The following is a 23,755-nucleotide window of genomic DNA, read 5'->3' as shown; positions in this document are numbered from 1 at the left end:
ACCTCCATCCGTCCGGGGCGCTGGGGTAGACGCTGGGGTAGATGGGTAGGGCGTAGGATGGCGACGGTTCTGAACAAGCTGAGCGCGAGGTCGATCGCGACGATCGTCAAGCCCGGAAGGCATGCCGACGGCGGGGGCCTGTATCTTCAGGTCGGGGCGAACGGCGCCAAGTCCTGGCTCTTCATGTTCAAGCGCGAGGGCAAGCAGCGCGAAATGGGCCTAGGCAGCCTCCGCGATGTGAGGCTTGCCGTGGCTCGCGAGAAGGCGGCTGAAGCCCGCGCGCTGCTCGCCGACGGCAAGGACCCTCTCGCCATCAGGCGCGCGTCGACGGCTGCGCAGGCCGATGTCACTGTGCCGACGTTCGGTGAGTTTGCGGACGCTTACGTTGATGGGATTGAGGCAGGCTTTACGAACGCGAAGCATCGTTACCAGTGGAAGGCGACCCTCGGTGACGCCTACTGCGCTGCCATACGCAGGAAGCCGATTGACGAGGTGAGCACGGAGGACGTGCTCTCCATTCTTGAACCGATCTGGCTGACCAAGTCCGAAACCGCCTCGCGACTTCGCGGGCGCATCGAACGCGTTTTGGATGCTGCTAAGGTTAGGAAGCTTCGCTTTGGCGAGAACCCGGCGCTTTGGCGAGGACATCTTGACAAGCTCCTCCCAAAGAGACGGAAGCTTACCCGGGGCCATCTCAAAGCGATGCCCTATGCCGATGTGCCTGCGTTCATGAAAAGCCTGGAGGCGGTGGATGGCGTCAGCGCCCTCGCGCTGCGGTTTGCCATTCTAACCGCCGCCCGTAGTGGAGAGGTACTCGGAGCACAGTGGGGGGAGTTTGATCTCGAGGCAAAGGTTTGGGTAGTGCCGAGGGAACGTATGAAGGCCCGGCGCGAACACCGCGTGCCACTCTCCGATCAGGCACTCCAACTCCTCTCCGTCGTCGCTCCGCTGCGATTGGACAATGATGATGTCTCGGCGTTCGTCTTCCCGGGGATGAAGAATGACAAGCCGCTGTCCATCATGGCAATGTCGATGGTACTGCGGCGCCTGGGTGCGAATGTGACAGCTCACGGCTTCCGGTCTTCATTTCGCGACTGGGCAGGCGAGGAGACACATCACACGCGCGAGATCGCTGAGGCAGCGCTCGCGCACGTCGTCGGAAATGAGGTCGAGCGGGCGTACCGGCGCGGCGATGCATTGGTGAAAAGGCGGCAACTCATGGCGGACTGGGCGGCCTTTTGTACCGAGGGAAGGTGACGGACGTTTTGTGATCGGCCCGAAAGGAGTGTATCGGCGGGGATTGCGGTGATTCATTTGGAGGTTTCTTCACCCATGAGCTGAATGCTTACCATGGACCTTGGCCAACCGGCGGCAGTACTGACGTGGAGGCCTACGCGACCAAACTGGCCTGACGGACCAGAGGTGGACGGTGATCGAGTCGCTGATGGCGGCGCCCGCGCGGCCACCCGGCGCGGTGAAGCCGGGGCGGGATCCTGAATGCGATCTTCTACGTCCTGCGCAGAGGCATCGGATGGCGCCTCCAGCCGAATAATGTATGACGTGCAGCCGAAGAGCATCGCCTTTGGCTGGTTCAGCCGCTGGCTGAACTGGGCGGCTGCTGTGGGCACCAGTGTCGCGGCGGGGATGCTGGGACCGGGGTCTGCAAGGTCCACTACATCGTGCATCATTCCGGGTGATTCACGAATGGGAGCGCCTTGGTTATGCCCATCTCGCTGCGGGCTTCATTGCAGTTCGAAGTCAAGCCATTGGAACTGCCTGTCGATGCGGCGGATATCCCGCTCGGCTTAGCCATGATGGCACTGTCCTACGGATGCGTCGGCTTTGAGATCGAAAGTGGTGAACTGACGGCCGAAGAGCTCAGCCGAACGCACCTGTTTCTGGGACCGGACAGTACCTACCGCCTCGGCATCCTCCCGAAGTCATCCGACGAACACACAGTCGAATGCGATGATGAAGACTGGGAACTGCGGGTGCGCCAGCACGAACTGCGCGCCATTGCCGTGAAAGCTGAAAACGAAGCGCTCTGGGAAAAGGCACGCCCCAAATGGGAGGCTAACCGCTCGTACATGGCAGTGAAGTTCTCAAGTGCGCTGCAGCGGCTGCGGGTGGCCTTCTACATCAAGGATGCCCCGGCTGATGCCGATCTGCAGGACGCCGTCGGGGAACTGGGAGATAGCTTCAACGACTTCCGGACGTACGAGCAAAGCCTGCTGGCGATACAGCAGAAGCTCCAAGACGGTCAGACCTATGTCGACCCGCCGCCCTCGCCTTCACGCAAAACGCCCTATTCCCGCATCCTCCGTGGACCCCATCGGGATCGTGTCACGCCTGCGGGGTTCGCATGCTTCCACGACCATTCGGCTGACCACGACTCGCCCACGCCCGCAACGGAGCAGTGGCTTCGGAAGCACGGTCGAGACGGTCGCTTGGCCTTCAGCGGCGTGCCTTCGGGCGAATTGATCGTCGGTGCCCGAAGTGCACTCGGGATTGGGCGCAGGCCGCAGCTAATTCCAGCATCATGCTTTGCCAAGAAAGTTGGTTTCGACATGGAAGCGGATCGGATTTATCCGGTTTCAGAGGGTAGCGAGGAATATATGGCCTTTGTCGATGAGCTCGGCTCTGCGCTGACCAGACAGCCAGAAATCGACTCGAGCGAATTCAATGCATGGTCGAATGTAACGGTGGATGCTGAGCAGTTTCGGACGCTTCTTAGACAGCAGGATAGCAAGACGGAGCCCGGGACCCGAACCACATCGAATCAAGAGAAAATAATGATCCAGAAGCTGGTTGACTTGATCCATAGCAAAGGAAATCCGTCCCTTGATGAGGCGGCTGCCTGCATTGGAAGGAACAAAAAGGGTTCGGTGTTCAAGAGGGTATGCATACAAGCGTGCGAACGTACGGGGTATGTCTTCAAGCAGGGGCGACGGCCAAACGGGCGCGCGTGACTGCCCCGCGCCGTCGCCTCGTCGAGCCGCTCCAATGCCTAAGTATTTGAGTATGAACGCGTAAGGGAATGGGATCGCGGGAATGTCCGTGCAATCGCCCTGCGTGTTCTATTTCACAGCCGTACACAGAGAGACGCTCTCGCGGTCGATTCACCACGAGAGTGAGACTCACAATGATCACGCCGTCGCAGACGGACCTCACGCAGTTCATCGCCAAGCGCGAGGATGAGCGCCGCAAGATCATCATGAACCCGACCTTCGTCGAGCGCCTCAACAGCATCGCCGAGGTGAAGGGCAGGGCCGGCATCTGCCGGACGATGGTCTACAACGAGATCGCCAAGGGGCGCCTCGTCACCAGGAAGATCGGCTCGCGCACTTTCGTCGCCGAGAGCGACCTGCTCGCCTACCTCCGCTCGCTCGCGTCCGCCTGAGCACGACCTCCCGGGCTCGCTTCGGAGGGCGCAGCATGATCGACATCCGCAGGGCAGCGGCTCTCCTCGGCGGCATTGTCGTCGGCAGGGACCGCATCATCGCCCCCGGCCCCGGCCACTCGCGCGCCGACCGCTCGCTCTCCATCCGCTTCGACTCGAAGGCGCCCGACGGTTTCGTTGTGTACTCCTTCGCCAACGACGACTGGGGCGCCTGCCGGGACCAGATCCGCGAGCGCCTCGGGCTCGGCGACCAGCGGAACGTCTTCGTTTTCGGGATGCGGACGGACGCTGGCCGCGACGACCGCGATGACGCCGGCAGGACCGCTCGCGCCCTCTCGCTCTGGAAGGCCGGGCAGTCGCCGTCCGGCACGCCGGTCGAGACGTACCTCTCCCGCCGTGGCCTGACCTTCCCCGAGGGCGCAGCGGGTAAAGCGATCCGCTGGCACGCGGCGTGCCCCTTTGGCCCCCACCGCTGCGGCGCCATGCTGGCCCTTGTTCGCCACATCGAGACCAATGAACCCATCGGCCTCCACCGCACGGCGATCACCGCCGACGGCATGAAGCGAGGCGACCTCGGCTCCGGTGGCCGGATGATGCTCGGCCGTGCGGCCGGCGGCGTGGTGAAACTGACTTGCGATGCCGAGGTCACGCTGGCGCTGGGCATCGGCGAGGGCATCGAATCGACCCTGTCCCTCCAGAAGCTCCCGGAATTCGGCAATACGCCCGTGTGGGCCGCCCTCAGCGCCGGCCTGTTGGCGGGTTTCCCGCTGCTCTCGGGCATCGAGTCCCTCTGGATCGCCGTCGACAACGAGGAGGCCGGTCGTGCGGCGGCTCAGGTCACCGCCGAGCGTTGGCGAGAGCGTGACGTGCGCCGCGTCGTGCCGGACCAGTGGGGCCACGATCTCAACGATATCGTCGCGGAGGCGCCCAGCGATGACGCTGCGTAATCGGTACTCCGTTTACGAGGGGGACGGCAAGATTCCCCACTCGCCTTCCAATGACGAGGCGGACGTAAGCCAGATCCTGGCGACGCGGAGCAAGATCACCTCCGGATCGCGCGACGGCATGAACCAGCCGCCCGTGCTGCCGCCGAATTTCGACACCGATGAGATGGGCGCGGCACGCGGGAGCAGCGCCGCAAACGAAGACCGGAGCCAGGTCGTCCCCGAAGGGAGAGAGAACACGGCGAAGACGCGCCCCGGCCTTCTCGACCGCTTCATCTGGCACGGCGAGGCGCTGCCGGAGCCGCCGCCCCAGCTCATCAAGCACACCCTGCCGCGTGACGGTGTGGTGTTACTCGGAGGGCAGTCGGGCGCGGGCAAGACCTTCACCGTCTGCCACCTCGCTGTGTGCCTCGCTACCGGCGTCGACTTCTTTGGGCGGCGCGTCAAGGAGAGGGTTGGCGTTGCGATCCTCGCCGCGGAGGGTGCAGCCACGCTGCCGATGCGGCTGAAGGTGGCGGGCGACGAGATAGCGTACGGAGGAAAGCTTCCAATCACGCATGCCTCCGTCACTATCGATCTCATGAAACCGAGCGATGAGCGAAGCGTCATCCAGCAGCTTCTTGAAATCAGTGCAGAGATGGAGCGTCGTTTCCAGGTTCGGCTAGGCGCTGTTATCATCGATGCGGTTGCAGCATCGTTTGGCTTTAAGGATGAAAACAGCAATTCGGAGGTCACCAAAGCCACGAACGCGCTCTACAGGATTGCGAATGCAGTCGGAGCGCTGGTTATCGGCGTGCATCACTATGGAAAGGATCAGAGCACCGGCCTACGGGGCGGGTCCGCGTGGCGCGGCAACGTCGACGGTGTGCTCGCAACGATCGCCGACCGAGACCACACCTCCGGCATCGTCGGCCAACGCCAACTCATCCTCGAGAAGAACCGCACCGGGCCCGAGGGGCCCATTGCGCCGTTCAGCCTGAAGTTCATCAAGACCGGCGTCGATGAAGATGGCGAGGATGAGGGCGCATGCATTGTCGTTCCGGACCTCACCACGCCGCCGGTGATGACGGTGCCGAAGAGCGCTCTCGGGAACCCGATGGGTGCCAAGGCAGGGTTGCCGAAGCGGGCATCCGGGCAGAGGCCTGAAGCGTTCCGCCAAGCGTTCAACGAGGCTCTTATCAGCCACGGAGAAACGCGAGCCATCCAAGGTGACGGCCCCCGGGTGAAGATGGTGAGCCTGACGAAGGTGCGAGATGCGTTTTGGCGCTTCTACGTGACCGGCGGCGAACCGAACCCGAAGAAGCAAGAATCTGCCAGACGAGCTGCCTGGAGCGCCATGCAGAAAGACCTCGTCAAATCCGAGTTTTACGCTGGCAGCTGGGATGGTCAGGAGTGGATTTGGGCGAAGGATTGATGCGGTGCACGCGGTGCACGCGGTGCACGTGCGCTTTTGACGTGCACGCGTGCGCTGGCGGGAAAGGGAAGCGCACGCGCACGCACGGCATCCCCCTCTCCCCCCTTCAGGGGGGAGGGGGTGCGCGTGCGCGGCTGACCCGCGACTTTTCGGGGCGGTTGGAGGAATTGTGTAGGTGATGCCCCGGAGCGATGTGTGGGTGCTGATGCTCCGTAGAACTCACTCATGGCGCACACCCACCCATATCTTACGTCCGTATCTGACCCGTGCACCACGATGGAGAACGAGGCTGAGGCCGAGATGCCTCTCAACGCCTCTGGGAAGCCCTGTGGAGAGCGTTTAGAGGTGGCAGCTATGAGTTGCGCGCTCGGCCGCGAAACGCTCACCAGCATGCTTCTCTGGCTCGCGAAGCCCCAGATGTTGTGGTACAGGTTGTGACAATCACATCATCTAGCGTCCACAAGGAGGGCGAGCGATGCCGAGTACCCGCCTCCGCCCGAAGCAGCAGCGCTTCGTCCAGGAGTACCTCGTCGACCTCAACGGCACGCGCGCTGCCATCCGCGCGGGCTACAGCCCGCGGACGGCCGCCTCCATCGCGAACGAGAACCTGAGAAAACCTGAGATCGCAGCGGCAATCGATGCGGCGCGTGCCGAAATGCAGGTCCGGACCGAGGTGACTGCGGACCGGGTCATCCAGGAACTGGCCAAGATCGCCTTTCTGGATGTGCGCAAGCTGTTCAGCGCCGACGGCTCGCTAAAGGCCGTCCACGAACTCGACGACGACACGTCCGCCGCGGTGGTGAGCCTGGAGGTGCGCCTCGCCGAGCACGACGGCGGCGAACTCACCAAGACCGCGCGGATCAAGCTCGCCGATAAGCGCGCCGCTCTTGTGGACCTCGGTCGTCATCTTGGCATCTTCGACGTCAAGCGAGAGCAAGATGTCGAGAACCCGCTCGCCCGTCTCATCCGCGAAGTGCAGGGGACGTCCCTGCCGATCGTCGCAAACCCACCGACTGACGACGAAGAGGACGAGGACGCGGATTAGCCAATCGATTTCGGTAAGAACTACCTCGCCAAAGTTCTCACCGCCGCATCCGCGGCCATTCGCACAATCAAAGTCTGGACCGGGGGGCGATGCTGGCCTCCCCAAAACGCCCGCTCCGTCATGTTCCTCACCCGAAGGCCCGCAGCGGACCATAACTCATCAGTCGGGGCTGAAATAACGTGCGTCCGCCGGCCCGGAACACTACCGCCCTACGAGGTCGAGGAGGTGGTTCCAGCGCATGGCGAGATGCAGGAGCGGGGTCCGCAGCCTCTGGAACGGGATCGGTAGGATCGGCGTGGCGGGCATGCCCCGGCGCCGGATCCCCCGCGATGCGGCCGGCGAGCCAGGCGCCAGCCGCATGGGAGAGGGCGACGCCCCGCCCGTTGAAGCCGACGAGGACGTGCAGCCCCTAGTCGGGCACGTGGTAGTGCGGCAGGTGGTCGAGGGTGATGGCCACGAGGCCGGTCCAGCGATGGGTCACGGACGCGTAGCCGATCGCGGGGAAGAGGTCGCGCAGCACGCCTTCGAGCACGGTGTAGTCCGGCGCGGCGCCGCCGCTTTCGCGCGAGCGGAAGGAGGCGCGGCCACCCAGCATCAGCCGGCCGTCCGGGCTGCGGCGGAAGTAGAGCACGAGGCGGCGGCTGTCGTAGACCGTCTCGCCGCCGGGCAGGATGCCGTCCGCCGCCGCGCCGAGGGGGGCCGTGGCGATCTGGAAGCTGTTGACCGGCAGCAGGCTCGCCTGGAGCCCGGGGACCAGGCGATCTGTGTAGGCGTTGGTCAGCACCGCCACGTGGCGCGCCCGCACGGCGCCGTCCGCCGTCGCGACCCGCCACCCGCCGCCCTCGCGCACGAGCCGGCCGACCGGGGACCGAACGAAGAGCCGGGCACCGGCCCGCGCGCGCCACCCGACGCTGTGATCGCCGACACCGTCACGGTCGCCCCGCTAGGTCACGAACTCATAAATCGCGAAGGGGATTCCCATTTTGGCCCCGAGGTGATTCCGTTTCGGCGGGAGGAGCCGCCGATGGGATCACCGCGCCGCTACGAACTGACCGACTTTGAGTGGTCGATCATAGAGCCGTTATTGTCGAACAAGCCGCGCGGGGTGCCGCGGGCTGACGACAGGGCGGTGCTGAACGGCGTCTACTGGCGGCTGCGCACCGGCTCGCCGTGGGCGGACATCCCCGACCGCTACGGCCCGTCCACCACCTGCTACAACCGCTTCGTCCGATGGCGGAAGATCGGCGTGTGGGACCGCATCTTTGAGGCGGTGTCGAAGGCCTACGACGGCGACATCCAGATGGTCGACTCCACCACCATCCGCGTCCACCAGCACGGTGCGAACGGCAAAAAAGGGGGCTGTTCCCGCCGCTGACCACCGCCGGGAACAACCCTGACCCCAGATGCCTGGGGCGCTCGCGAGGCGGGCTGACGACGAAGATCCACGCCGTAGTCGACGCCGACGGCCTGCCGATCGCGCTCCAGCTCACGCCAGGGCAGGCCCACGACGGGGCGAGCGCCCGCGACCTTCTGGGCACGGTCCTGGCCGGCCAGATGCTCCTCGCGGATGCCGGTTACGACAGCGACGCCCTGCGCCAGACCCTCGCCGCGCGCGGCGCATGGGCTTGCGTCAAGCCGATGCCGAACCGCAAGCAGCGCCCGGCGTTCAGCGCCTTCCTCTACCGCCAGCGCAACCTCGTCGAGCGTTTCTTCAACAAGCTCAAGCACTTCCGCGCCATCGCGACGCGCTTCGAGAAGGACCCGGAAAACTACCTAGCTCGTGTGGACAAACAGGATTCCCAAATCGGCTGATGCGTGATTCAACGCTGCTCTTTGAGGAGGGCAGCGGTGCTTCGCGGGCTGATGAGCGACGAGGAATGGGCGTTCTTCGCACCGTTCCTGGTCGAGAACCGATCGCAGGGCGGGCGGCCGCCACAGGATCATCGCCGGGTTCTCGACGGCATTTTCTACGTGACGCGTACCGGCGTGCCGTGGCGCGACCTGCCGGCGGAGTTCGGCCACTGGAACTCCGTCCACCGCCAGTTTCGCCGCTGGACGGAAGCCGGCGTCTGGGACGTCATGCTGGCGGCGCTGGCCGAGAGCGACGCCTCTGACAACGCTCTGCAAATGATCGACTCCACAATCGTCCGGGTGCATCAGCACGGAGCCGGCGGAAGGGGGGGATTCACTGCAATGCTGTCGGCCGTTCGCGCGGCGGCCTCACGACCAAGGTTCATACCCGAGCGAATGCGGAAGGGCTCGCCGTCGGCTTCGTCGTGACACCGGGCCAGGCCTCCGACATGGCCTCCTACGAGGATCTGATGGCCGAGGACGTGCCGCCGCCGACAACGATGCTCGCCGACAAAGGCTACGACAGCGACGCCATCCGCACCGACCTCGAAATGCGAGGCATCGCGCCCGTCATCCCCACGAAGGCCAACCGAAAGGTACAGCGTCCGGTCGACAAGCCGACCTACGCCCTGCGCAACCGGATCGAGCGCTTCTTCAACAAGCTCAAGCACTCGCGCGCCGCGTCGCCACCCGCTACGACAAGCTCGCCTCAAGCTTCCTCGGCTTCGTCCAGATCGCAACGATCCGATACTGGATCAGGTTTGTCCACACGACCTAGCCCTCGTCAAGCTCGCAGCCGCAAGGATATGGATGCGCTTTATGAGTCGGTGACCTAGCGTTGGCGATCGCCACTCCGAGGGCGGCCGAACTCGCTCCGACGTCGACTGCGCCGAACAAGAGGCTCGCCGGATCCGCCGTGAGGAAACCGCCGACACATGATCGTGCCGTTGCCGATTGCCATCCCTGGCAGCACTGGCGCCTCGCCACCGTCGATCACCCCGTCGGCGGTCGACATGCCGACAACCACCACCGGCACGTCGATCACACCGAGCATGCGCGGCTTCCGCTCCGCCGAGCCGACCACCCGCCACGGCGGTGAGCCGAGACCTTCGAGGCCGCTCACGCCTCCGGCATCTCATCGCCCGGCAACTTCCCACTGCCGTCTGCAAGAGTGCGCCAGATCGCCCGGCGCTGGTCCTCGCCAATGCGCTTCGCCACGACTGATACTCCGCGCGCGGTTGATTGGGTCTTCGCCACTCGCCACTCGCCGCTCACCCGGGGCCCCAGGGCGGGCGCCGCATGTTGTCGACGGGCGAAGAGCCAGGGGCGATCACCGCCGAAGAGGTGGTTGTTGAAAAAGGACCGACGGCCGGTCAGCTGTCGTCGCGGACCTTCCTCAGGAATTGGTGGATGGCCTTGCAGGTCTGCGCCCACTCGGCCCGGGAAATTCGAAGGTCGTGGCCTCCATCGACCACCCTCGTCTGCACCGCGGGCGACAGCTCGTAGGTCCCCAGGTCTGCCTCGCCGCCATACTCGTCTGAACGCCCCTGCACGATCAGCGTCGGCGTTGTGATGGCTGCAAGATGGGCGACCCGCTCGGGCTCACGATCGCGCTTCGGATGCCGAAACGGGTAGCCGAGACAAACAACGGCCGCCGCACCCGTCCGCTCGGAAACCAAAGTTGAGACCCGGGCACCTGACGATCGCCCGAAAAGAACGATGCTCTGCACCCCATGCCTTGCTTCAATGTGGCGCGCCAGCCGATCGGCCCGCAACGAAACGGTGCCGATCTTCCCGTCGAAGCGACACATCCGAGCGATGTCTTGGTGCCCGAGCCACGTCCCGAACAGCGGAGCGCAATGTTCACGCACGACCGCTTCGATCCGAGCGCACTTGGGATAGCCGTCGCCGGCGAGGTACATCGCAGTTTCGAAAAGCATCGTTCGCTCGACGGCCGGGCCCTAACCCCAGCCCATCCACCCGTTTTTGGGGTTGCGGATCGCGGGATCGCCATTAAGTTGTCGGCTTTCCGCAGAGAGTCCAGATGCATCCGCAAATTTCCAACGCACCGAGCGGCCCGGACGAACGGTGGATCTCGTTCCGCGCCTGGAACGGCCGGCGGATGCGGGCGCAGGCGCGCGGTGACGGCTTGTTCCTCGTCTCGCTCGGTCTCGAGCTTCGGTGGCGGTGCTTGCCATACATCAAGTTCCGCGACGATCAGGACGCCTTCTGGACGGCAGTCATCGATTCCGGCCGCTTCCTGACCAAAGCAGCCAAAGGCGAGCCTGTCATCCGACGGACCGACCGCCTGAGCTATCGTGGCTGGGCGGAGCCGCCCGCCATCGACCGGTGGATCTCCCGGTGGTCGCCAGAGACCGGTCTTTTCGAACATTTCCCTGTCGTGGAGCTCCCAGCACCGGGAAGCGAGCCAGCAGCCGCGCAGGCGGCGGAGTAGGAAGCCGCCTGAGATCCGCCCACCATCTGGCGCTGGGAGCGCGGGCCAAACCGCCGGGTCAACAGCAGGCGCAACGCTTCTACGCTGACACCCGCCGCGGAATTGCGGGCGTCACTCCGGTTCATCCGACCTCAGTACCGCAAGCGCGATCACGTCCGGGCCTGCCGCTGCGATCAGATCTGCGGCCGCTATCAAGGCGATGCGTGCCGGGCTGACGACCAGGCCGCCCACGTCGTCGACGCCGAGTGCTACGTCCGGCTCCGGACCCGCAACGGGGCGTATCGCCGCCTCATTGGCTTCCACGGCCTCGACCGCCGCCCTCACCCCGGCGTTGGCCTCGATGATGGCGGCAGCCACCTCCTCGCTGATGTCTTCCGGCCCCACAGCATCCTCGACACACCGTGGTGCGCCGCCCACCAGCACCCAGCAGCGCAGCAAGCCGCCGGCATAGAAGTCGCCGATCTCCGTCACGCCGCTTACTCCCGATCCTCGGAGACCCGCGCCAGTCCATCGACCTCGGCCGCCCAGACGATCTGCGTCGACGCCTTGTCCGTGACCTGCACGCCGATTGTCTGGGCCGTCGTGTCGACAACGACGGCCGCATCGAGATCGACTCGAACATCGTCAAGCGTCGATCCGACCGATCGCTCTCAACCGCAAGAACGCCCTCTTCGCCGGCTCCGACGGCGGTGGAGAGCACTGGGCGACGATCGCCTCGCTCGTCGAAACCGCGAAGCTCAACGCCGTCGAGCCGCAAGGTTACCTCGCCGATGTCATCGCCCGCATCGTTGCCGGACACTCTCAAAGCCAGATCGATGACCTGCTTCCCTGGGCCTACGCCCCAGCGCCCCTCAAGGCTCTGGGCTGAAAACAGCGGTTACGCAAACTTTTGGGTCAGGCTCTGAGCAAGGCCTGGGTTGCGACGCGAGTGATGTCCAAGGCATTGAAAAAATTCAGAAAACCGCCTCCGGACCTAACTGTTAACTGCAGCCGAGCGTTCGTGGCTGCTGGACGGGTCGGACCCACTTTTATTCACACTGCTAAATGAGTACATTTGTTCTGAGGCGTCGCGCGCCGAGCAATACAATCATGTCAGCAGGGGGAAGACAGGTAAAATGAATGATATTAAGAATCTATCGTACGAAGAAATATTCATGTTGTGGAGAACAGGAGAGATCTCGGACCATCAAATAGAAAAATATTGCCTAGTGAACGTGAATTTCGCAAAGTGGCTATCGATGAAAAGGCAGGCCACGCCGAAGACGCATACTGCATGAATATATGACAACCCCAGTTTGTCTTTATAATATTGAGCTCAAGCCACGGTATCAGCTTCTTCTCAGCGAGAAGAACGTAGTAGCGTTCCTCGGCTTCGGTCAGCGGCATGTTGCCTGGCCTGCCCCACGTCGGTGGTCCGGTTTGATTGTTAGTTCATGGGCGGCCGGGTTTCCATGGTGAGCGCGCCCGCTGGAGCTGGCCGGGGTTGCGCAGGCGGGCGCGCGCTCGGTACCACGGCCTCGGGTGCCGGCGGCCGGTAACCGAGCGTGAACTCGTCGATGACGTTGAGCATGCGGAGTTTCCGTCCATTATGGGTGCGTTCCTCGACGAAGTCGTAGGACCACACGTGGTTTGGGTATTCCGGCCGCAGCCGGATGCACGATCCGTCAGCGAGCCAAAGCCGTCCGCGCTTCGGCTGCCTTACTGGCACCTTCAGCCCCTCCTGCCGCCAGATCCGCTCGACCCGCTTGGCATTCACCACCCAGCCGGCCGACCGCAGCAGAGCCGTGATCGACGGTAGCCGTAGCGGCCGTACTGGATGGCGAGCGCAACGATGTCGGCGGTCAGCGCCGCCTCGTCCTCCCGCCCGCGGGGGATCTTGCGGTGCGCCGATCGATGCTGGCCGAGAACCTGGCAGGCTCGTCTCTCGGAGACCCCCACCGACCTGACGACATGCTCGACACACGCACGGCGGCGGGCGGGGCTCAGTAGCTGTGCTGCGCAGCCGCTTGCGCGGATCCCCGAGCAGCCTCCGCCAGGATCATCTTGTCGAGCGTCAGATCCGACACCGCACGCCGTAGCCGAGCGTTCTCTGCCTCGAGGTCCTTCAGGCGCTTCACCTGGTCGCCCTTCAGCCCGCCGTACTCATTTCGCCAGCGGTAGTCGGTGGCCTGCTGCCGGTTCCGTGGACACCGAGATAGGGTTGTCCAAGGAACTGGAGGATGGAGATGCCGCGCAGGAAATTCTCTCGTGAGTTCAAGATCGAGGCGGTACGGCTGATCAAGGAGCGGGGCGTCTCGGTTGCGCAGGCCGGGCGCGATCTGGATGTCCATGAGAATGTGCTTCGCAAGTGGATGCGGGAGCTGGCGGCCGATCCGGCGCACGCGTTTCCCGGCCTTGGTCAGGTGAAGCCGGAGCAACTCGAGATCGACCGGCTTCGGCGCGAGGTGGTGAAGCTCAAGGCGGAGCGCGACATCTTAAAAAAGGCCGCAGCCTTCTTCGCGAGGGAAGCGACATGAGGTTCGCCTTCATCGCGAAGCACCGGGGCATCTGGCCGGTGGCGTGGCTGTGCGAAGCGCTGGATGTCTCGCGGTCGGGCTTCCATGCCTGGCTCAATCGTGGCCCGAGCAGGCGGGCACAGGAGGACGAGGCGATCGGCGCCGAGGTGCGGGCGAGCTTCCTCGCCAGCGCTCGCACCTATGGCGCCAGGCGGGTGTGGAGGGACGTGCTCGCCGGGGGCGTCGATTGCGGCCTGCATCGGATCGAGCGACTGATGCGCGTCCAGGCGCTGCGGGCTCGGCCGCGCCGCCGCGGCCTGCCACGGGACGGGGGGCCGCGGGCGAAGGGCGCCGCGGCACCGAACGTCCTCGACCGGCGGTTCGCTGCCGAGCAGGCGAACAGCAAGTGGATCGCCGACTTCACCTACATCTGGACGGCGGAGGGCTGGCTTTACGTCGCCGCCGTCATCGACCTGTTCTCGCGGCGCGTGGTCGGCTGGTCGATGAAGGCCGAGATGACGGCGGAACTGGTGGCGGACGCCCTCGTCATGGCGATCTGGCGTCGGGGAAAGCCGGATGCCCTGCTCCATCACTCAGACCAGGGCAGCCAGTACACCAGCGACGCGTTCCGGCGGCTGCTGGCCGACCTCGGCATCACCTGCTCGGTGAGCCGCCCGGGCAACGTCTGGGACAATGCCGCGATGGAGAGCTTCTTCTCGTCGCTGAAGACGGAGCGGATCGGTAGGAAGGCGTACCGCACTCGAGACGACGCCCGGGCCGATGTGTTCGACTACATCGAGCGCTTCTACAATCCGGTTCGCAGGCACTCCACGCTCGGCTACCTCAGCCCCATGGAGTACGAGAGGCAGGCTCTGTTAGCTTAACCGCCTGTCCACGGAACCGGCAGCAGGCCAAAGAGTGGGAGCCTCCGGCAAACCCGGCGCGGTTCACCCGGTCGAGGTCGGTGTGGTCATCCGTCAGTCGGTCGAACTTGCCGACGTGGCGATCGATCGCGGCCCGCTCGTCGTCTGGGGCCACCTGACGCGCCAGCAGAGCGACAATGCGGTAGGCACGGTGGCATTTCTTGTGCTCTATCGTGTAGGCTTCTAACCAATCAGGGTGGGATGTGGGCAATCTGATGTTTCCGACGCCGAAGCCCTTTCTCGCGCCGAACACCTATGCCTTCGAGGCGGAGCCGATGGTGAAGCCGACGGGGTTTCGCGAGTATGACGCGCGCTGGCTGTTCGGCTCCGAACTCAACCTGATGGGGGCGCAGGCGCTGGGGCTCGGGCTCGGGACGCTGATCCACGAGCTCGGCGTCAGGCCCGAGCTCGTCACCGCCCACGACTACCGGTCCTATTCGGCCTCGATCAAGCAGGCTCTCGTCAACGGGCTGATCGCCGCCGGCGTGACCGTGCACGACATCGGGCTGGCGATGACGCCGATGGCCTATTTCGCCCAGTTCGCGCTGGACGTGCCGTGCGTCGCCATGGTGACGGCCTCGCACAACGAGAATGGCTGGACCGGGGTGAAGATGGGGGCGAACCCGCCGCTCACCTTCGGCCCCGCCGAGATGGGGCGGCTGAAGGAGATCGTGCTCTCCGGCGCCTTCCAGCCGCGGGCGGGCGGCGGCTACCGCTTTATCGACGGCTTCCGCGCCCGCTACATCGACGACCTGACGAGCCGGGCGAGGCTGAAGCGGCGGGTGCGCGCCGTCTGCGCCTGCGGCAACGGCACGGCGGGTGCCTTCGCGCCGGAGGTGCTGGAGCGGCTCGGCGTCGACGTGGTGCCGCTCGACATCGAGCTCGACTACACCTTCCCGCGCTACAACCCGAACCCCGAAGACCTCCACATGCTGCACGCCATGCGGGACGCCGTGCTGGAGACGGGGGCCGATGTCGGCCTCGGCTTCGACGGCGACGGCGACCGCTGCGGCGTCGTCGACGACACCGGGGCGGAGATCTTCGCCGACAAGGTCGGCGTCATGCTCGCCCGCGACCTCGCCCACGAGCACCCCGGCGCCCGCTTCGTCGTCGACGTGAAGTCGACCGGGCTGTTCGCCACCGACCCGGTGCTCGCGGCCGCCGGCGCCGTGACGGAGTACTGGAAGACCGGCCACTCGCACATGAAGCGGCAGGTGAGCGAGACCGGGGCGCTCGCCGGCTTCGAGAAGTCGGGCCACTACTTCTTCAACGCGCCGATCGGGCGCGGCTACGACGACGGGCTCGTCTCGGCGATCGCCATCCTCGACATGCTGGACCGAAATCCGGACAGGTCGCTGTCCGACCTCGAGCGGGCACTGCCGAAGACGTGGGGCTCGCCGACAATGTCGCCGCACTGCGCCGACGAGGTGAAGTACGCGGTGGCTAAGCGGGTGCAGGCGCGCTTCGAGGCGCTGCAGGCGGCGGGTGCGCCGGTCGGCGGCCAGCCGATCACGAGCCTCGTCACCGTCAACGGCGTGCGGGTGACGACGGCGGACGGCACCTGGGGTCTGGTGCGGGCGTCTTCGAACAAGCCCGAGCTCGTGGTGGTTGTGGAGAGCCCGGTGTCGGAGGCGCGGATGCGGGAGATGTTCGCGGCAGTGGATGGCGTGCTGCGCGAGAACGCCGAGGTGGGGGACTACAATCAGTCCCTGAGCACCCTTTCCGACGTCGACCGCGGCCCCTTGACGGTAGGACAAATTCTAGAGCCGCCAGTGCTGGCGAATTAATTTAATCTTTGCTGCATGGTCTATCCGGAGACTGCCCATGAATGAAGGTTCGCGCCCGGAAAACCAAAAACAGGTAACCTTGAGTTCCGGCGTTGTCGCGCGCGTATCGCGGATCACGTTGGATCGCATCTACGGGTGGGTCTACGACAGATCGGATTTAACCAAGCGTCTTAAGTGCGAACTTCGTATAAATGGTGCTTTTTGTGGGTCGTTTACAGCAGACAGGCCGCGCGACTTTTTGAAGGCAGCCGGCGTCGGTGACGGGGAGTACGGCTTCAGCGTTAAAGCCAACTCGGGAACCAAGTTGAAGAGCGGCGATGCCATCACAATTCATTATCGTGGCCAGGCATCACCGCTGACAACGCGCCTTCTCACGGCCGACGATCTCAAGGCGGGCGGCGTCGACGCCGCACCGTCGGAAGCCAAGAAACCCGCTGCACCCCCGACCTCCCGGCGGAAGCCGCAAGAGGCGCCGCCCCCCCTCACCGAAGCGGCGCAGCCTACTCCGGTCAAGCGCAAGCACACCGAGCGCACAGCAAGCACCGCAGGGAGCCGGACGGCCGGCAGCGCCCCCGCTAGCAACGAGACCTTCGCCTCTCCGGCCGCCCCGCTCCCTGACGCAGCGGATGCGCCTAAGCAACAGAGCGAACAGCCGACCTTGAAGGGGAAGGCGCCGCCCATTCAGGGTTTGGTGGATTCAGTTCTGTCTCGCACCCTGCGTCTAGCCGATAGCGGCCGAGCCAAGGACGCCCTGAATCACCTCGGGATGAGTGACGTCATCAAGCTCGCTCCTTCGCTTGCAGCGAGCACGAAGGCATATCTTCAGGAGTGCCTTCTCGATATAGTTCCCCTTCGCGCCGCCGGCGAGCCGTATGCAATTGCACCGTTGTATTATGAAAATGCGAGCGAGGGCCCGCCGGACTCCATCGCAATTCATCACGCCTATGCCGCTCTCGCGTCGGGTGACACCAAGGCCGCACAGCAACTCTTCACGAAGTTTTCCGCAAGCGGCTATTCTGGCGTTGGGCTGTCGGCATTGTCCATGCTGTTCGATAGTCCCGGCGAGCGCGCTGTTCCCTTGGGCCTGACGTGGTTTCTGGAACGCTGGCGCAGGCTCGCGACGGGGACGCTGCAGGGATCCGACGAGCCGCTTCTGCTGCGCTGCGCTCAGGTGAGCAACGACACCCTGCCGCTGATCCAAAGCGTCGCCCTGGGTGCGCTTTGTGCGAATATCCCTCTGGCAGTCCGCAAGTCCATCGCGACAGAAGCAATCTCGATGGAGGTTTTGACTGCGGCGGAAATTCTGCAGAGATATACAAACGACGGAGAACGGCACAAAGTACTTCTGGTTCTTTCTGAACTGCCGCCGCAGGAGCTGTGCGATGAAAAAAGCTATGTCGCGCTGGTGAAGCTGCTGATTGATCGGGGGCTCGTGGCGAACGCCCTGACGTGGGCCACGGCAGGACTGCAGAGGTTCGTGACGTCCTTTGAGCTGACGAGCGTCTCGGCAGATGCGGCACGACAAGCCGGGCAGTATGACGCCGCGATCGACCTCTATCGCGCAGCCTCGGAGCTACGCCCGGACCTCAAGAGCCTGCGAAACCGGATCATCAGCTGCGAGTCCGCGGCTGTGGCCGCCGACCCACTCAGATCATCCCAAGCCCTTGAGGACTATCGCAAGCGCGAGCTGCAGTTGGCACTGACCGCACTCTCCCGCAAAGCCGGAGACTTCGCGGCGCGACTGGAGTACGCGCAAGCTCTTCGCCAGTCTGAGAATACCGAAGAAGCCGAGGAGGTGCTCCTGGACCTCGCCGAGGCCAACCCGACACCGGAGGTTTTGGCGCTGCTTCAGAAGGTCCAAGCAAGGCTCGGGCGGGACGAGGCCGTCGCAAAGCGTGGTCTGCAGTTGCTCGAGAGTGCGCCGAACAACAATTCCGTTAGAATTACGACGGCCAAGGCATTCCGGGCTTGCGGTGATCTGGATACCGCGCGGGAAATTCTCAAGCTTGCAGCCGAGAAGACACTAGAGATCAAGCGAGAAATCGTCCGGACTGAGTTCTTTGCTGCGAGCTTCGAGCCTTGCATCGCCTTAGCGACCGAGGCTCTCGCGGCCTCTCCCAACGACGTGGATCTTCGACTGCTCGCCACGGCGGCTCTTCTGGAACTCGACAGGGTCGGCGAGGCCGCACAGCACCTTGAAATAGCGTGCAGCAACGGAGCGCTCCGCGAGTTTCCACTGGAAGTCCCGCTCCTACAGTATGCCGTGCAAAAGAGGCTCGGCAACACGGCGGCGGCTGTCGCATCGATCAACCTGCTCTTTCGCCGTATAAGCGTCCGCGGGTTAGCGATTGATGCGGCCAAGAGCCACCTTCCGATGTTCGACCGCTTCATCGCGTCCACCGACCCGGACGCTGCGGGCGTGAAGCCGCTCCCGATCACCGGGCCGCTGGTTTCGGTTATCATGACTACGTATAATGTGCAGCAATACGTTCGAACTGCCATCGAATCGATACTAAATCAGAGTTATCGCAATATTGAACTCATCGTGATTGATGATTGTAGTGATGATGACACAGCGCGTATATTAAGAGATATTGAGTCGATCGATCCGCGAGTGCGGATCATACTGAAGACGACGAATGACGGCACTTATGTCTGCAAGAATACCGGCCTTCTGGCGGCGCGAGGCGAGTTCGTGGCGCTGCAGGACTCCGACGACTGGTCGCATCCGGATCGGATTGCGGCGAGCATCGACGTGCTTCTTGCGCGGGCCGAACTGCAGGCGATTACGACCGACTGGCTGAGAATGACGTCTGACGGGGACATCGTGATCAAGGCGGGGGGGCAGGTCACGCACCTTTGCTGTATATCATTGGTAATGCGAAGGTCTGTCGTGGCGGGTGTCGGGTATTTCGACAGTGTGCGGGTGGCGGCGGACCTCGAGTTCATCCAGAGAATTTCGAGACATTTCGGTCGGCAGGCCTTCTCGCGTATCCGGTGGCCACTTCTGCTGGGCAGGGCGCGCTCCGACTCACTGACAGCAAGTGAGGAGTTCGGGATGCTTCGCTTCGGGTTCACAGAGCCGAGGCGCCTCTATCACGAGACGGCGGAGCGATTTCAAGCATCTACCGATGATTTATTTTATGCGTTTCCCATGAAGGTAAGGCCCTTCGCCGCGCCCTCTGCCCTTCTTCCATAGGTGCGTAATGCCTCCATCAATCATAACCAATTTCGTAATGTACAAGCAAAATGCCTACCATGAGGCCTTGTATTCGGCGATTTCAGAGCGATACACGGCGGTTCGTGGAGACGTGGAGGCGGCACTTGAGCGTCTCCGGTCGGGTACCGGCCGGCTTCTGCATATTCATTGGGAGGAGCACTCGCTTCGCAACGCCCGGACGCGCAGGGAGGCGACGGCCATCATCGACCTCCTGTGCGAGCAGATTGAAGAATTCAAGCAAGACGGCGGTAAGATCTTTTGGACGGTGCACAATGTGATGCCGCATGAGATGGAGCACCCGGATGCCTTCCTCTCATTTCGCCGCAGGCTCGGCAAACTGAGTGACGGCATCCTGGTCCACACCCCCGAGGCCGTGTCGGTGCTGGCGGAGCAGGGAATACAGGAGCCGCTGAAGATCATTCTTCTGCCGCATCCGAGCTATGTCGACATGTATCCGGCGGATGCGAGTGCCCAGGGGGCGGAGCGTGGTGACCACAAGATCGTGCTCGTCTTCGGCCTCATCCGCCGGTACAAGGCCATTCACAGGGTAATCGAGAGCTTTTCGGACAAGTTCGCGAGAGAGAACCGCTGCCGCCTGGAGATCGTCGGCAAAGGTGTGCCGGGCGACAGCTATCCCAGCGAGATTAGCGCGCTCGCGGCACGACGCAAGCATGTCACGTTCCGGGAAGAACACATTCCTGACACGCAGATCGGGCCGATCATGGGGTCGGCCGAATGCGTGATCCTGCCCTACGAGCGGCTGCTGACGTCGGGCGTGGCGATGCTGGCTCTGAGCTATGGGACGATCGTCGTCGGGCCACGATTGCGACAGCTTGAAGAGGTCTACCCCCCGGCAACCCACCGTTTCTTTTTCCAGCCGGGCGACGACGACGACATGATGCGCGCCGTCGCCGAGACGTGTAACATTTCCCAACAGGAGCGGGCCGTGCTCAAGGAGCAAATCTTGGATCGCGCGAGGTATCTACACCCTCACCGAATCTCCCTGCAGTTGGGCGATCTCTACGACGCCACGCTCGGCCTGGGGAGCCGCTGAGCGTGCCGAACGGAGCCATCACCCCCGTTGTTCTCGCCGGCGGGGCCGGCACGCGGTTGTGGCCGGTGTCGCGGGACAGCCTGCCGAAGCAGTTCCAGCGGCTCGTCGGGCCGCTGTCGACCTACCAGCAGACCCTGAAGCGCGTCGCCGATCCGGTGCGCTTCGGGCAGCCGGTGGTGATGACGAATGCCGAGCTGCGCTTCTTCGCCGAGAACCAGGCGAAGGACGTCAACGCAGCGGTCACTGTGCTGCTCGAGCCGGAGCGGCGCAACTCCGCCCCGGCGCTCGCCGCCGCCGCCGCCTTCGTCGGCAGGACGGATCCCGCGGCGCTGGTTCTGGCGCTCGCGGCCGACCACGTCATCCTCGACGACGCCGCGTTCCTGGTGGCCGTCGATGCGGCGGCCGCCGTCGCCGCGGCTGGCGACATCGTCACTTTCGGCATGGCGCCGACCTATCCCGCCACCGGCTACGGCTACATCCGCCCGGGGGCCGCGATCGGCGAGACCGGCGCGCGCCGCGTCGCCGCCTTCGCCGAGAAGCCCGACGCCGCCACCGCGGCGCGCTACCTCGCCGAAGGCTGCCTGTGGAACAGCGGCAACTTCCTGTTTCGCGCCGACGTGCTGCTCGCCGAGCTCGACCTCTACGCCCCCGCCGTGGCCGAAGCGGCGCGGGCGGCGGCGGCGGGTGCGGTGACGGATACGGCGCTCGGCTTCGTGCGCCTCGACGCGAAGAGCTTCCGCGCCGCCCCGGTGATCTCGATCGACTATGCCGTGATGGAGAAGACCGACCGCATCGCCGTGGTGCCCGCCTCCTTCGGTTGGTCGGACGTCGGCAGCTGGGAGGCGATCTACGATCTCGGCGGCACCGACGCGGCCGGCAACGTGCTCGACGGCCCGGTCGAGGCGGTCGATACCGCCGGCAGCCTGATCCGCTCGGACGGGCCGGTGGTCGGCGTCATCGGGCTCGACGACGTCGTCGTCGTCGCCTCGCCCGACGCGGTGCTCGTTACGCGGCGGTCGCTTTCCGGCGAGGTGAAGACGCTGGTCGAGCGGCTGCGGGCCCGCAACCACCACCAGGTGAGTTCGCACGCGCGCTGCTACCGGCCGTGGGGCTCGTACGAATCGATCGATCGCGGCGACCGCTTCCAGGTGAAGCGCATCGTCGTCGAGCCGGGGGCGCGGCTGTCGCTGCAGAAGCACATGCACCGGGCCGAGCACTGGGTGGTGGTGCGCGGCACGGCGGAGGTGACGATCGACGACGATGTGCGGGTCCTGTCGGAGAACCAGTCGGTCTACGTGCCCCTCGGCGCGGTCCATCGCCTCGCCAATCCGGGCAAGATTCCGCTCGAGCTGATCGAGGTGCAGACCGGCAGCTATCTCGAGGAGGACGACATCGTCCGCCTCGAGGATGTCTATGCGAGGGCGTGATCCCTTGATTTTGATCTTTAATATGCTGCCCCCTCTGAAGGTACATTGCGTATAAGCATCTGAGCGGCTGATTTGTCACAGGTGTCCGAATAGAGCCTGGTCTGAAACATGCGAAACAGAGGCGTCGCCCGAAATGAGATGGACCACATTATGAAAGTACTCGCGCGATTCCGCATGACGGTAGCAGAGTGAGTGCAGCCAGATATGTTTTCTATCTAGACTAAAAGCGCGGTGTAGCTAGCGGTGCAATGGATTCGGGTGTCGACAGCTAGTATATTGAAGACCGATAGTGGCGCGCACACTTTGCTCCGCCTCGCATCCAAATGAGCCGTCCAGACTATTGTAGGCTTCTCCACTCCGCTGGAGTCTAGTCAATCATGGTAGTCTATGGCGAATAGGCTGGTGAGAATGTTTAGCAAACTTGACGGAGCGCGATTGGCGACGGTGCACGGCGCATATACAGTTCTTCATCAGATTGAGGCTGCTTAGCAGGGAGATCCGTGTGATACATGCCCGGAATAATTCGGAGTGCCTCTCAAGCAGGCCGCCTCACTAATCACTCTTCATAACACGCAGTACCGAAATGTGAGGGACGACACAATGAAGCGAGCATTTGTCACTGGTATTACTGGTCAAGATGGCGCTTATCTAGCAAAATTGTTGCTGGAAAAGGGCTACGAGGTGCACGGTGGCATCCGCCGTATTTCTCATCCTATTGATGAACGGCTTCGGAAATTACGAATTGAGCGTGACATCATCTTTCATGAGTTCGATCTGGCAGAAGTGAATTCGATTAACCGCGTCATCAAGGCCCAGCGTTTTGATGAGGTATATAATCTGGCAGCTCAGAGTTTCGTGGGGTCATCGTGGGATCTTCCAATATACGCCGGAGATGTGAATGGACTCGGTCCGGCACGCATCCTTGATGCTCTGCGAAGTTTTTCGCCTGACACAAGATTTTATCAAGCGTCTACATCTGAGATGTACGGCCTCGTTCAAGCTGTTCCACAGAATGAAACAACACGATTTTACCCACGGTCACCTTATGGGGTGGCGAAAGTGTACGGACACTATATTACCGTAAATTACCGCGAGTCATTTGGCATGCATGCATCTAGCGGAATTTTGTTCAATCATGAGTCCCCATTACGCGGCACTGAGTTCGTCACTCGTAAAATTACGCTCGGATTAGCAAGATTGGCTCGCTCCGGCGGAGATCCTGTAGTGCTAGGTAATTTGGATGCTCGTCGGGATTGGGGATTCGCCGGTGACTATGTTGAAGGAATGTGGCTGATGCTGCAACAGCCACAGGCCGACGACTATGTGCTAGCAACCGGTGTTACTACGTCAATCCGCGACTTCATAACTTTTGCTGGGGCGGAGCTTGGAATGCAGATCGAGTGGTCAGGTGAGGGCGTGACAGAGCGTGGAATTGACCGCGCATCAGGACGCACGCTTATAAAGGTAAGCGAAAAGTTCTACCGACCGGCGGAGGTTGATTTACTAGTCGGTGATCCGGCGAAGGCCGCCCGCACGTTATCGTGGACTTCAACAGTCGGTGTTCGTGAGCTAGCTGAAATGATGGTCAGGAGCGACTATGACGAGCAAATTTAGCCAACTGATTTTTGGCTTGTGTTTTAACTTTTATCGAAGAACGCCGAATTAGAAATGCATGCTAGAGCGGAATCGGATCATTCCGGTTCATATCCGCAGGCGGTGAAGAAGCTGCGGGCATCGCTC

At 63.4% G+C, this 23,755-nt stretch carries 18 protein-coding genes and 5 pseudogenes; 18 read left to right on the top strand and 5 right to left on the bottom strand.

Annotated elements, in window-relative coordinates; genetic code table 11:
* Window positions 1-57 precede the first annotated feature (57 nt).
* From RUR49_RS01970 to RUR49_RS01940, 7 genes and pseudogenes are all read left to right on the top strand, one after another.
* A complete protein-coding gene (locus RUR49_RS01970) occupies window positions 58-1,257 on the top strand; it encodes a tyrosine-type recombinase/integrase (protein ID WP_409144653.1) in 1,200 nt (399 codons plus the stop codon).
* A 151-nt stretch (window positions 1,258-1,408) separates the two neighbouring features.
* Window positions 1,409-1,602, top strand: a pseudogene (locus RUR49_RS01965) (transposase); the annotation flags it as partial.
* 119 nt (window positions 1,603-1,721) lie between these two features.
* Complete coding sequence (locus RUR49_RS01960; RefSeq protein ID WP_409144652.1) at window positions 1,722-2,969, top strand: hypothetical protein; 1,248 nt, start codon at window positions 1,722-1,724, stop codon at window positions 2,967-2,969.
* A 173-nt stretch (window positions 2,970-3,142) separates the two neighbouring features.
* Window positions 3,143-3,400, top strand: a complete 258-nt coding sequence (locus RUR49_RS01955; protein WP_409144651.1) for a helix-turn-helix domain-containing protein — start codon at window positions 3,143-3,145, stop codon at window positions 3,398-3,400.
* A gap of 35 nt (window positions 3,401-3,435) precedes the next feature.
* Window positions 3,436-4,347: a toprim domain-containing protein gene (locus RUR49_RS01950; protein ID WP_409144650.1), complete on the top strand. Its 912-nt coding sequence runs from the start codon at window positions 3,436-3,438 to the stop codon at window positions 4,345-4,347.
* Window positions 4,334-5,758, top strand: a complete 1,425-nt coding sequence (locus RUR49_RS01945) for an ATP-binding protein (protein ID WP_409144649.1) — start codon at window positions 4,334-4,336, stop codon at window positions 5,756-5,758. Before RUR49_RS01950 ends, RUR49_RS01945 begins: the two co-directional genes overlap by 14 nt.
* Before the next feature lie 475 nt (window positions 5,759-6,233).
* Window positions 6,234-6,803, top strand: a complete 570-nt coding sequence (locus RUR49_RS01940; RefSeq protein ID WP_409144648.1) for a terminase small subunit — start codon at window positions 6,234-6,236, stop codon at window positions 6,801-6,803.
* A 409-nt stretch (window positions 6,804-7,212) separates the two neighbouring features.
* Here RUR49_RS01940 and RUR49_RS01935 read toward each other — a convergent pair.
* Window positions 7,213-7,686, bottom strand: a pseudogene (locus RUR49_RS01935) (NAD(P)/FAD-dependent oxidoreductase); the annotation flags it as partial.
* A 141-nt stretch (window positions 7,687-7,827) separates the two neighbouring features.
* Between RUR49_RS01935 and RUR49_RS01930 the strand changes: the two are divergent.
* A protein-coding gene (locus RUR49_RS01930; RefSeq protein WP_409144647.1) for an IS5 family transposase occupies window positions 7,828-8,615 on the top strand; the annotation gives its coding sequence in 2 pieces (ribosomal slippage) (window positions 7,828-8,164 and window positions 8,164-8,615; 789 coding nt in all).
* Between the two features lie 51 nt (window positions 8,616-8,666).
* Window positions 8,667-9,432: pseudogene (locus RUR49_RS01925) on the top strand (IS5 family transposase).
* Window positions 9,433-9,486: 54 nt separating this feature from the next.
* On the opposite strand, the gene RUR49_RS01920 reads toward RUR49_RS01925, so the two are convergent.
* Together RUR49_RS01920 and RUR49_RS01915 are read right to left on the bottom strand one after the other, a co-directional pair.
* On the bottom strand, window positions 9,487-9,777 hold the full coding sequence (locus RUR49_RS01920; RefSeq protein ID WP_409144646.1) for a hypothetical protein: 291 nt from the start codon (window positions 9,775-9,777) through the stop codon (window positions 9,487-9,489).
* Window positions 9,778-10,027: 250 nt separating this feature from the next.
* Window positions 10,028-10,594 carry an alpha/beta family hydrolase gene (locus tag RUR49_RS01915; RefSeq protein ID WP_409144645.1) on the bottom strand — a complete coding sequence of 189 codons (567 nt, stop codon included), beginning with the start codon at window positions 10,592-10,594 and terminating at the stop codon, window positions 10,028-10,030.
* Between the two features lie 104 nt (window positions 10,595-10,698).
* Here RUR49_RS01915 and RUR49_RS01910 point away from each other — a divergent pair, with 104 nt between their 5' ends.
* Entirely contained in the window at window positions 10,699-11,109 is a 411-nt protein-coding gene (locus tag RUR49_RS01910) for a hypothetical protein (protein WP_409144644.1), read from the top strand.
* A 111-nt stretch (window positions 11,110-11,220) separates the two neighbouring features.
* On the opposite strand, the gene RUR49_RS01905 is transcribed toward RUR49_RS01910, so the two are convergent.
* Complete coding sequence (locus RUR49_RS01905) at window positions 11,221-11,580, bottom strand: hypothetical protein (protein WP_409144789.1); 360 nt, start codon at window positions 11,578-11,580, stop codon at window positions 11,221-11,223.
* A gap of 119 nt (window positions 11,581-11,699) precedes the next feature.
* Between RUR49_RS01905 and RUR49_RS01900 the strand changes: the two are divergent.
* Window positions 11,700-11,977, top strand: a pseudogene (locus RUR49_RS01900) (transposase domain-containing protein); the annotation flags it as partial.
* 675 nt (window positions 11,978-12,652) lie between these two features.
* Here the strand turns inward: RUR49_RS01900 and RUR49_RS01895 are convergent.
* Window positions 12,653-13,280: pseudogene (locus tag RUR49_RS01895) on the bottom strand (IS3 family transposase); the annotation flags it as partial.
* A gap of 54 nt (window positions 13,281-13,334) precedes the next feature.
* Here RUR49_RS01895 and RUR49_RS01890 point away from each other — a divergent pair.
* From RUR49_RS01890 to gmd, 7 genes are all read left to right on the top strand, one after another.
* A protein-coding gene (locus RUR49_RS01890; protein ID WP_409144643.1) for an IS3 family transposase occupies window positions 13,335-14,488 on the top strand; the annotation gives its coding sequence in 2 pieces (ribosomal slippage) (window positions 13,335-13,581 and window positions 13,581-14,488; 1,155 coding nt in all).
* 34 nt (window positions 14,489-14,522) lie between these two features.
* Window positions 14,523-14,714 (top strand): hypothetical protein, encoded by a 192-nt coding sequence (locus tag RUR49_RS01885; protein WP_409144642.1) that lies wholly within the window; start codon window positions 14,523-14,525, stop codon window positions 14,712-14,714.
* 28 nt (window positions 14,715-14,742) lie between these two features.
* Window positions 14,743-16,314, top strand: coding sequence for a phosphomannomutase/phosphoglucomutase (locus RUR49_RS01880; protein WP_409144641.1), 1,572 nt, complete (start codon window positions 14,743-14,745; stop codon window positions 16,312-16,314).
* Window positions 16,315-16,351: 37 nt separating this feature from the next.
* Window positions 16,352-19,513, top strand: coding sequence for a glycosyltransferase (locus tag RUR49_RS01875; protein ID WP_409144640.1), 3,162 nt, complete (start codon window positions 16,352-16,354; stop codon window positions 19,511-19,513).
* A 37-nt stretch (window positions 19,514-19,550) separates the two neighbouring features.
* Window positions 19,551-20,588 carry a glycosyltransferase gene (locus RUR49_RS01870; protein ID WP_409144639.1) on the top strand — a complete coding sequence of 346 codons (1,038 nt, stop codon included), beginning with the start codon at window positions 19,551-19,553 and terminating at the stop codon, window positions 20,586-20,588.
* Window positions 20,585-22,015 carry a mannose-1-phosphate guanylyltransferase/mannose-6-phosphate isomerase gene (locus tag RUR49_RS01865; RefSeq protein WP_409144787.1) on the top strand — a complete coding sequence of 477 codons (1,431 nt, stop codon included), beginning with the start codon at window positions 20,585-20,587 and terminating at the stop codon, window positions 22,013-22,015. Before RUR49_RS01870 ends, RUR49_RS01865 begins: the two co-directional genes overlap by 4 nt.
* Before the next feature lie 600 nt (window positions 22,016-22,615).
* On the top strand, window positions 22,616-23,629 hold the full coding sequence (gene gmd / locus RUR49_RS01860) for a GDP-mannose 4,6-dehydratase (RefSeq protein ID WP_409144638.1): 1,014 nt from the start codon (window positions 22,616-22,618) through the stop codon (window positions 23,627-23,629).
* Window positions 23,630-23,755: the final 126 nt, after the last annotated feature.

Origin of the sequence: Pseudoxanthobacter sp. M-2 (genome assembly GCF_046156265.1) — a bacterium.
Classification (GTDB): Bacteria; Pseudomonadota; Alphaproteobacteria; order Rhizobiales; family Segnochrobactraceae; genus CAMDHY01.
The sequence above is the reverse complement of the archived record's forward strand: the minus strand, read 5'-3'. Positions and strand labels throughout refer to the sequence as shown.

What these genes read in the sequence shown, in the direction of transcription:
- RUR49_RS01970 (WP_409144653.1), top strand. Translation starts at nt 58, where the DNA reads ATGGCGACGGTTCTGAACAAGCTGAGCGCGAGGTCGATCGCGACGATC.
- gmd (WP_409144638.1), top strand. Translation starts at nt 22,616, where the DNA reads ATGAAGCGAGCATTTGTCACTGGTATTACTGGTCAAGATGGCGCTTAT.
- RUR49_RS01880 (WP_409144641.1), top strand. Translation starts at nt 14,743, where the DNA reads ATGTTTCCGACGCCGAAGCCCTTTCTCGCGCCGAACACCTATGCCTTC.
- RUR49_RS01870 (WP_409144639.1), top strand. Translation starts at nt 19,551, where the DNA reads ATGTACAAGCAAAATGCCTACCATGAGGCCTTGTATTCGGCGATTTCA.
- RUR49_RS01910 (WP_409144644.1), top strand. Translation starts at nt 10,699, where the DNA reads ATGCATCCGCAAATTTCCAACGCACCGAGCGGCCCGGACGAACGGTGG.
- RUR49_RS01960 (WP_409144652.1), top strand. Translation starts at nt 1,722, where the DNA reads ATGCCCATCTCGCTGCGGGCTTCATTGCAGTTCGAAGTCAAGCCATTG.
- RUR49_RS01950 (WP_409144650.1), top strand. Translation starts at nt 3,436, where the DNA reads ATGATCGACATCCGCAGGGCAGCGGCTCTCCTCGGCGGCATTGTCGTC.
- RUR49_RS01955 (WP_409144651.1), top strand. Translation starts at nt 3,143, where the DNA reads ATGATCACGCCGTCGCAGACGGACCTCACGCAGTTCATCGCCAAGCGC.
- RUR49_RS01940 (WP_409144648.1), top strand. Translation starts at nt 6,234, where the DNA reads ATGCCGAGTACCCGCCTCCGCCCGAAGCAGCAGCGCTTCGTCCAGGAG.
- RUR49_RS01875 (WP_409144640.1), top strand. Translation starts at nt 16,352, where the DNA reads ATGAATGAAGGTTCGCGCCCGGAAAACCAAAAACAGGTAACCTTGAGT.
- RUR49_RS01945 (WP_409144649.1), top strand. Translation starts at nt 4,334, where the DNA reads ATGACGCTGCGTAATCGGTACTCCGTTTACGAGGGGGACGGCAAGATT.
- RUR49_RS01915 (WP_409144645.1), bottom strand. Translation starts at nt 10,594, where the DNA reads ATGCTTTTCGAAACTGCGATGTACCTCGCCGGCGACGGCTATCCCAAG.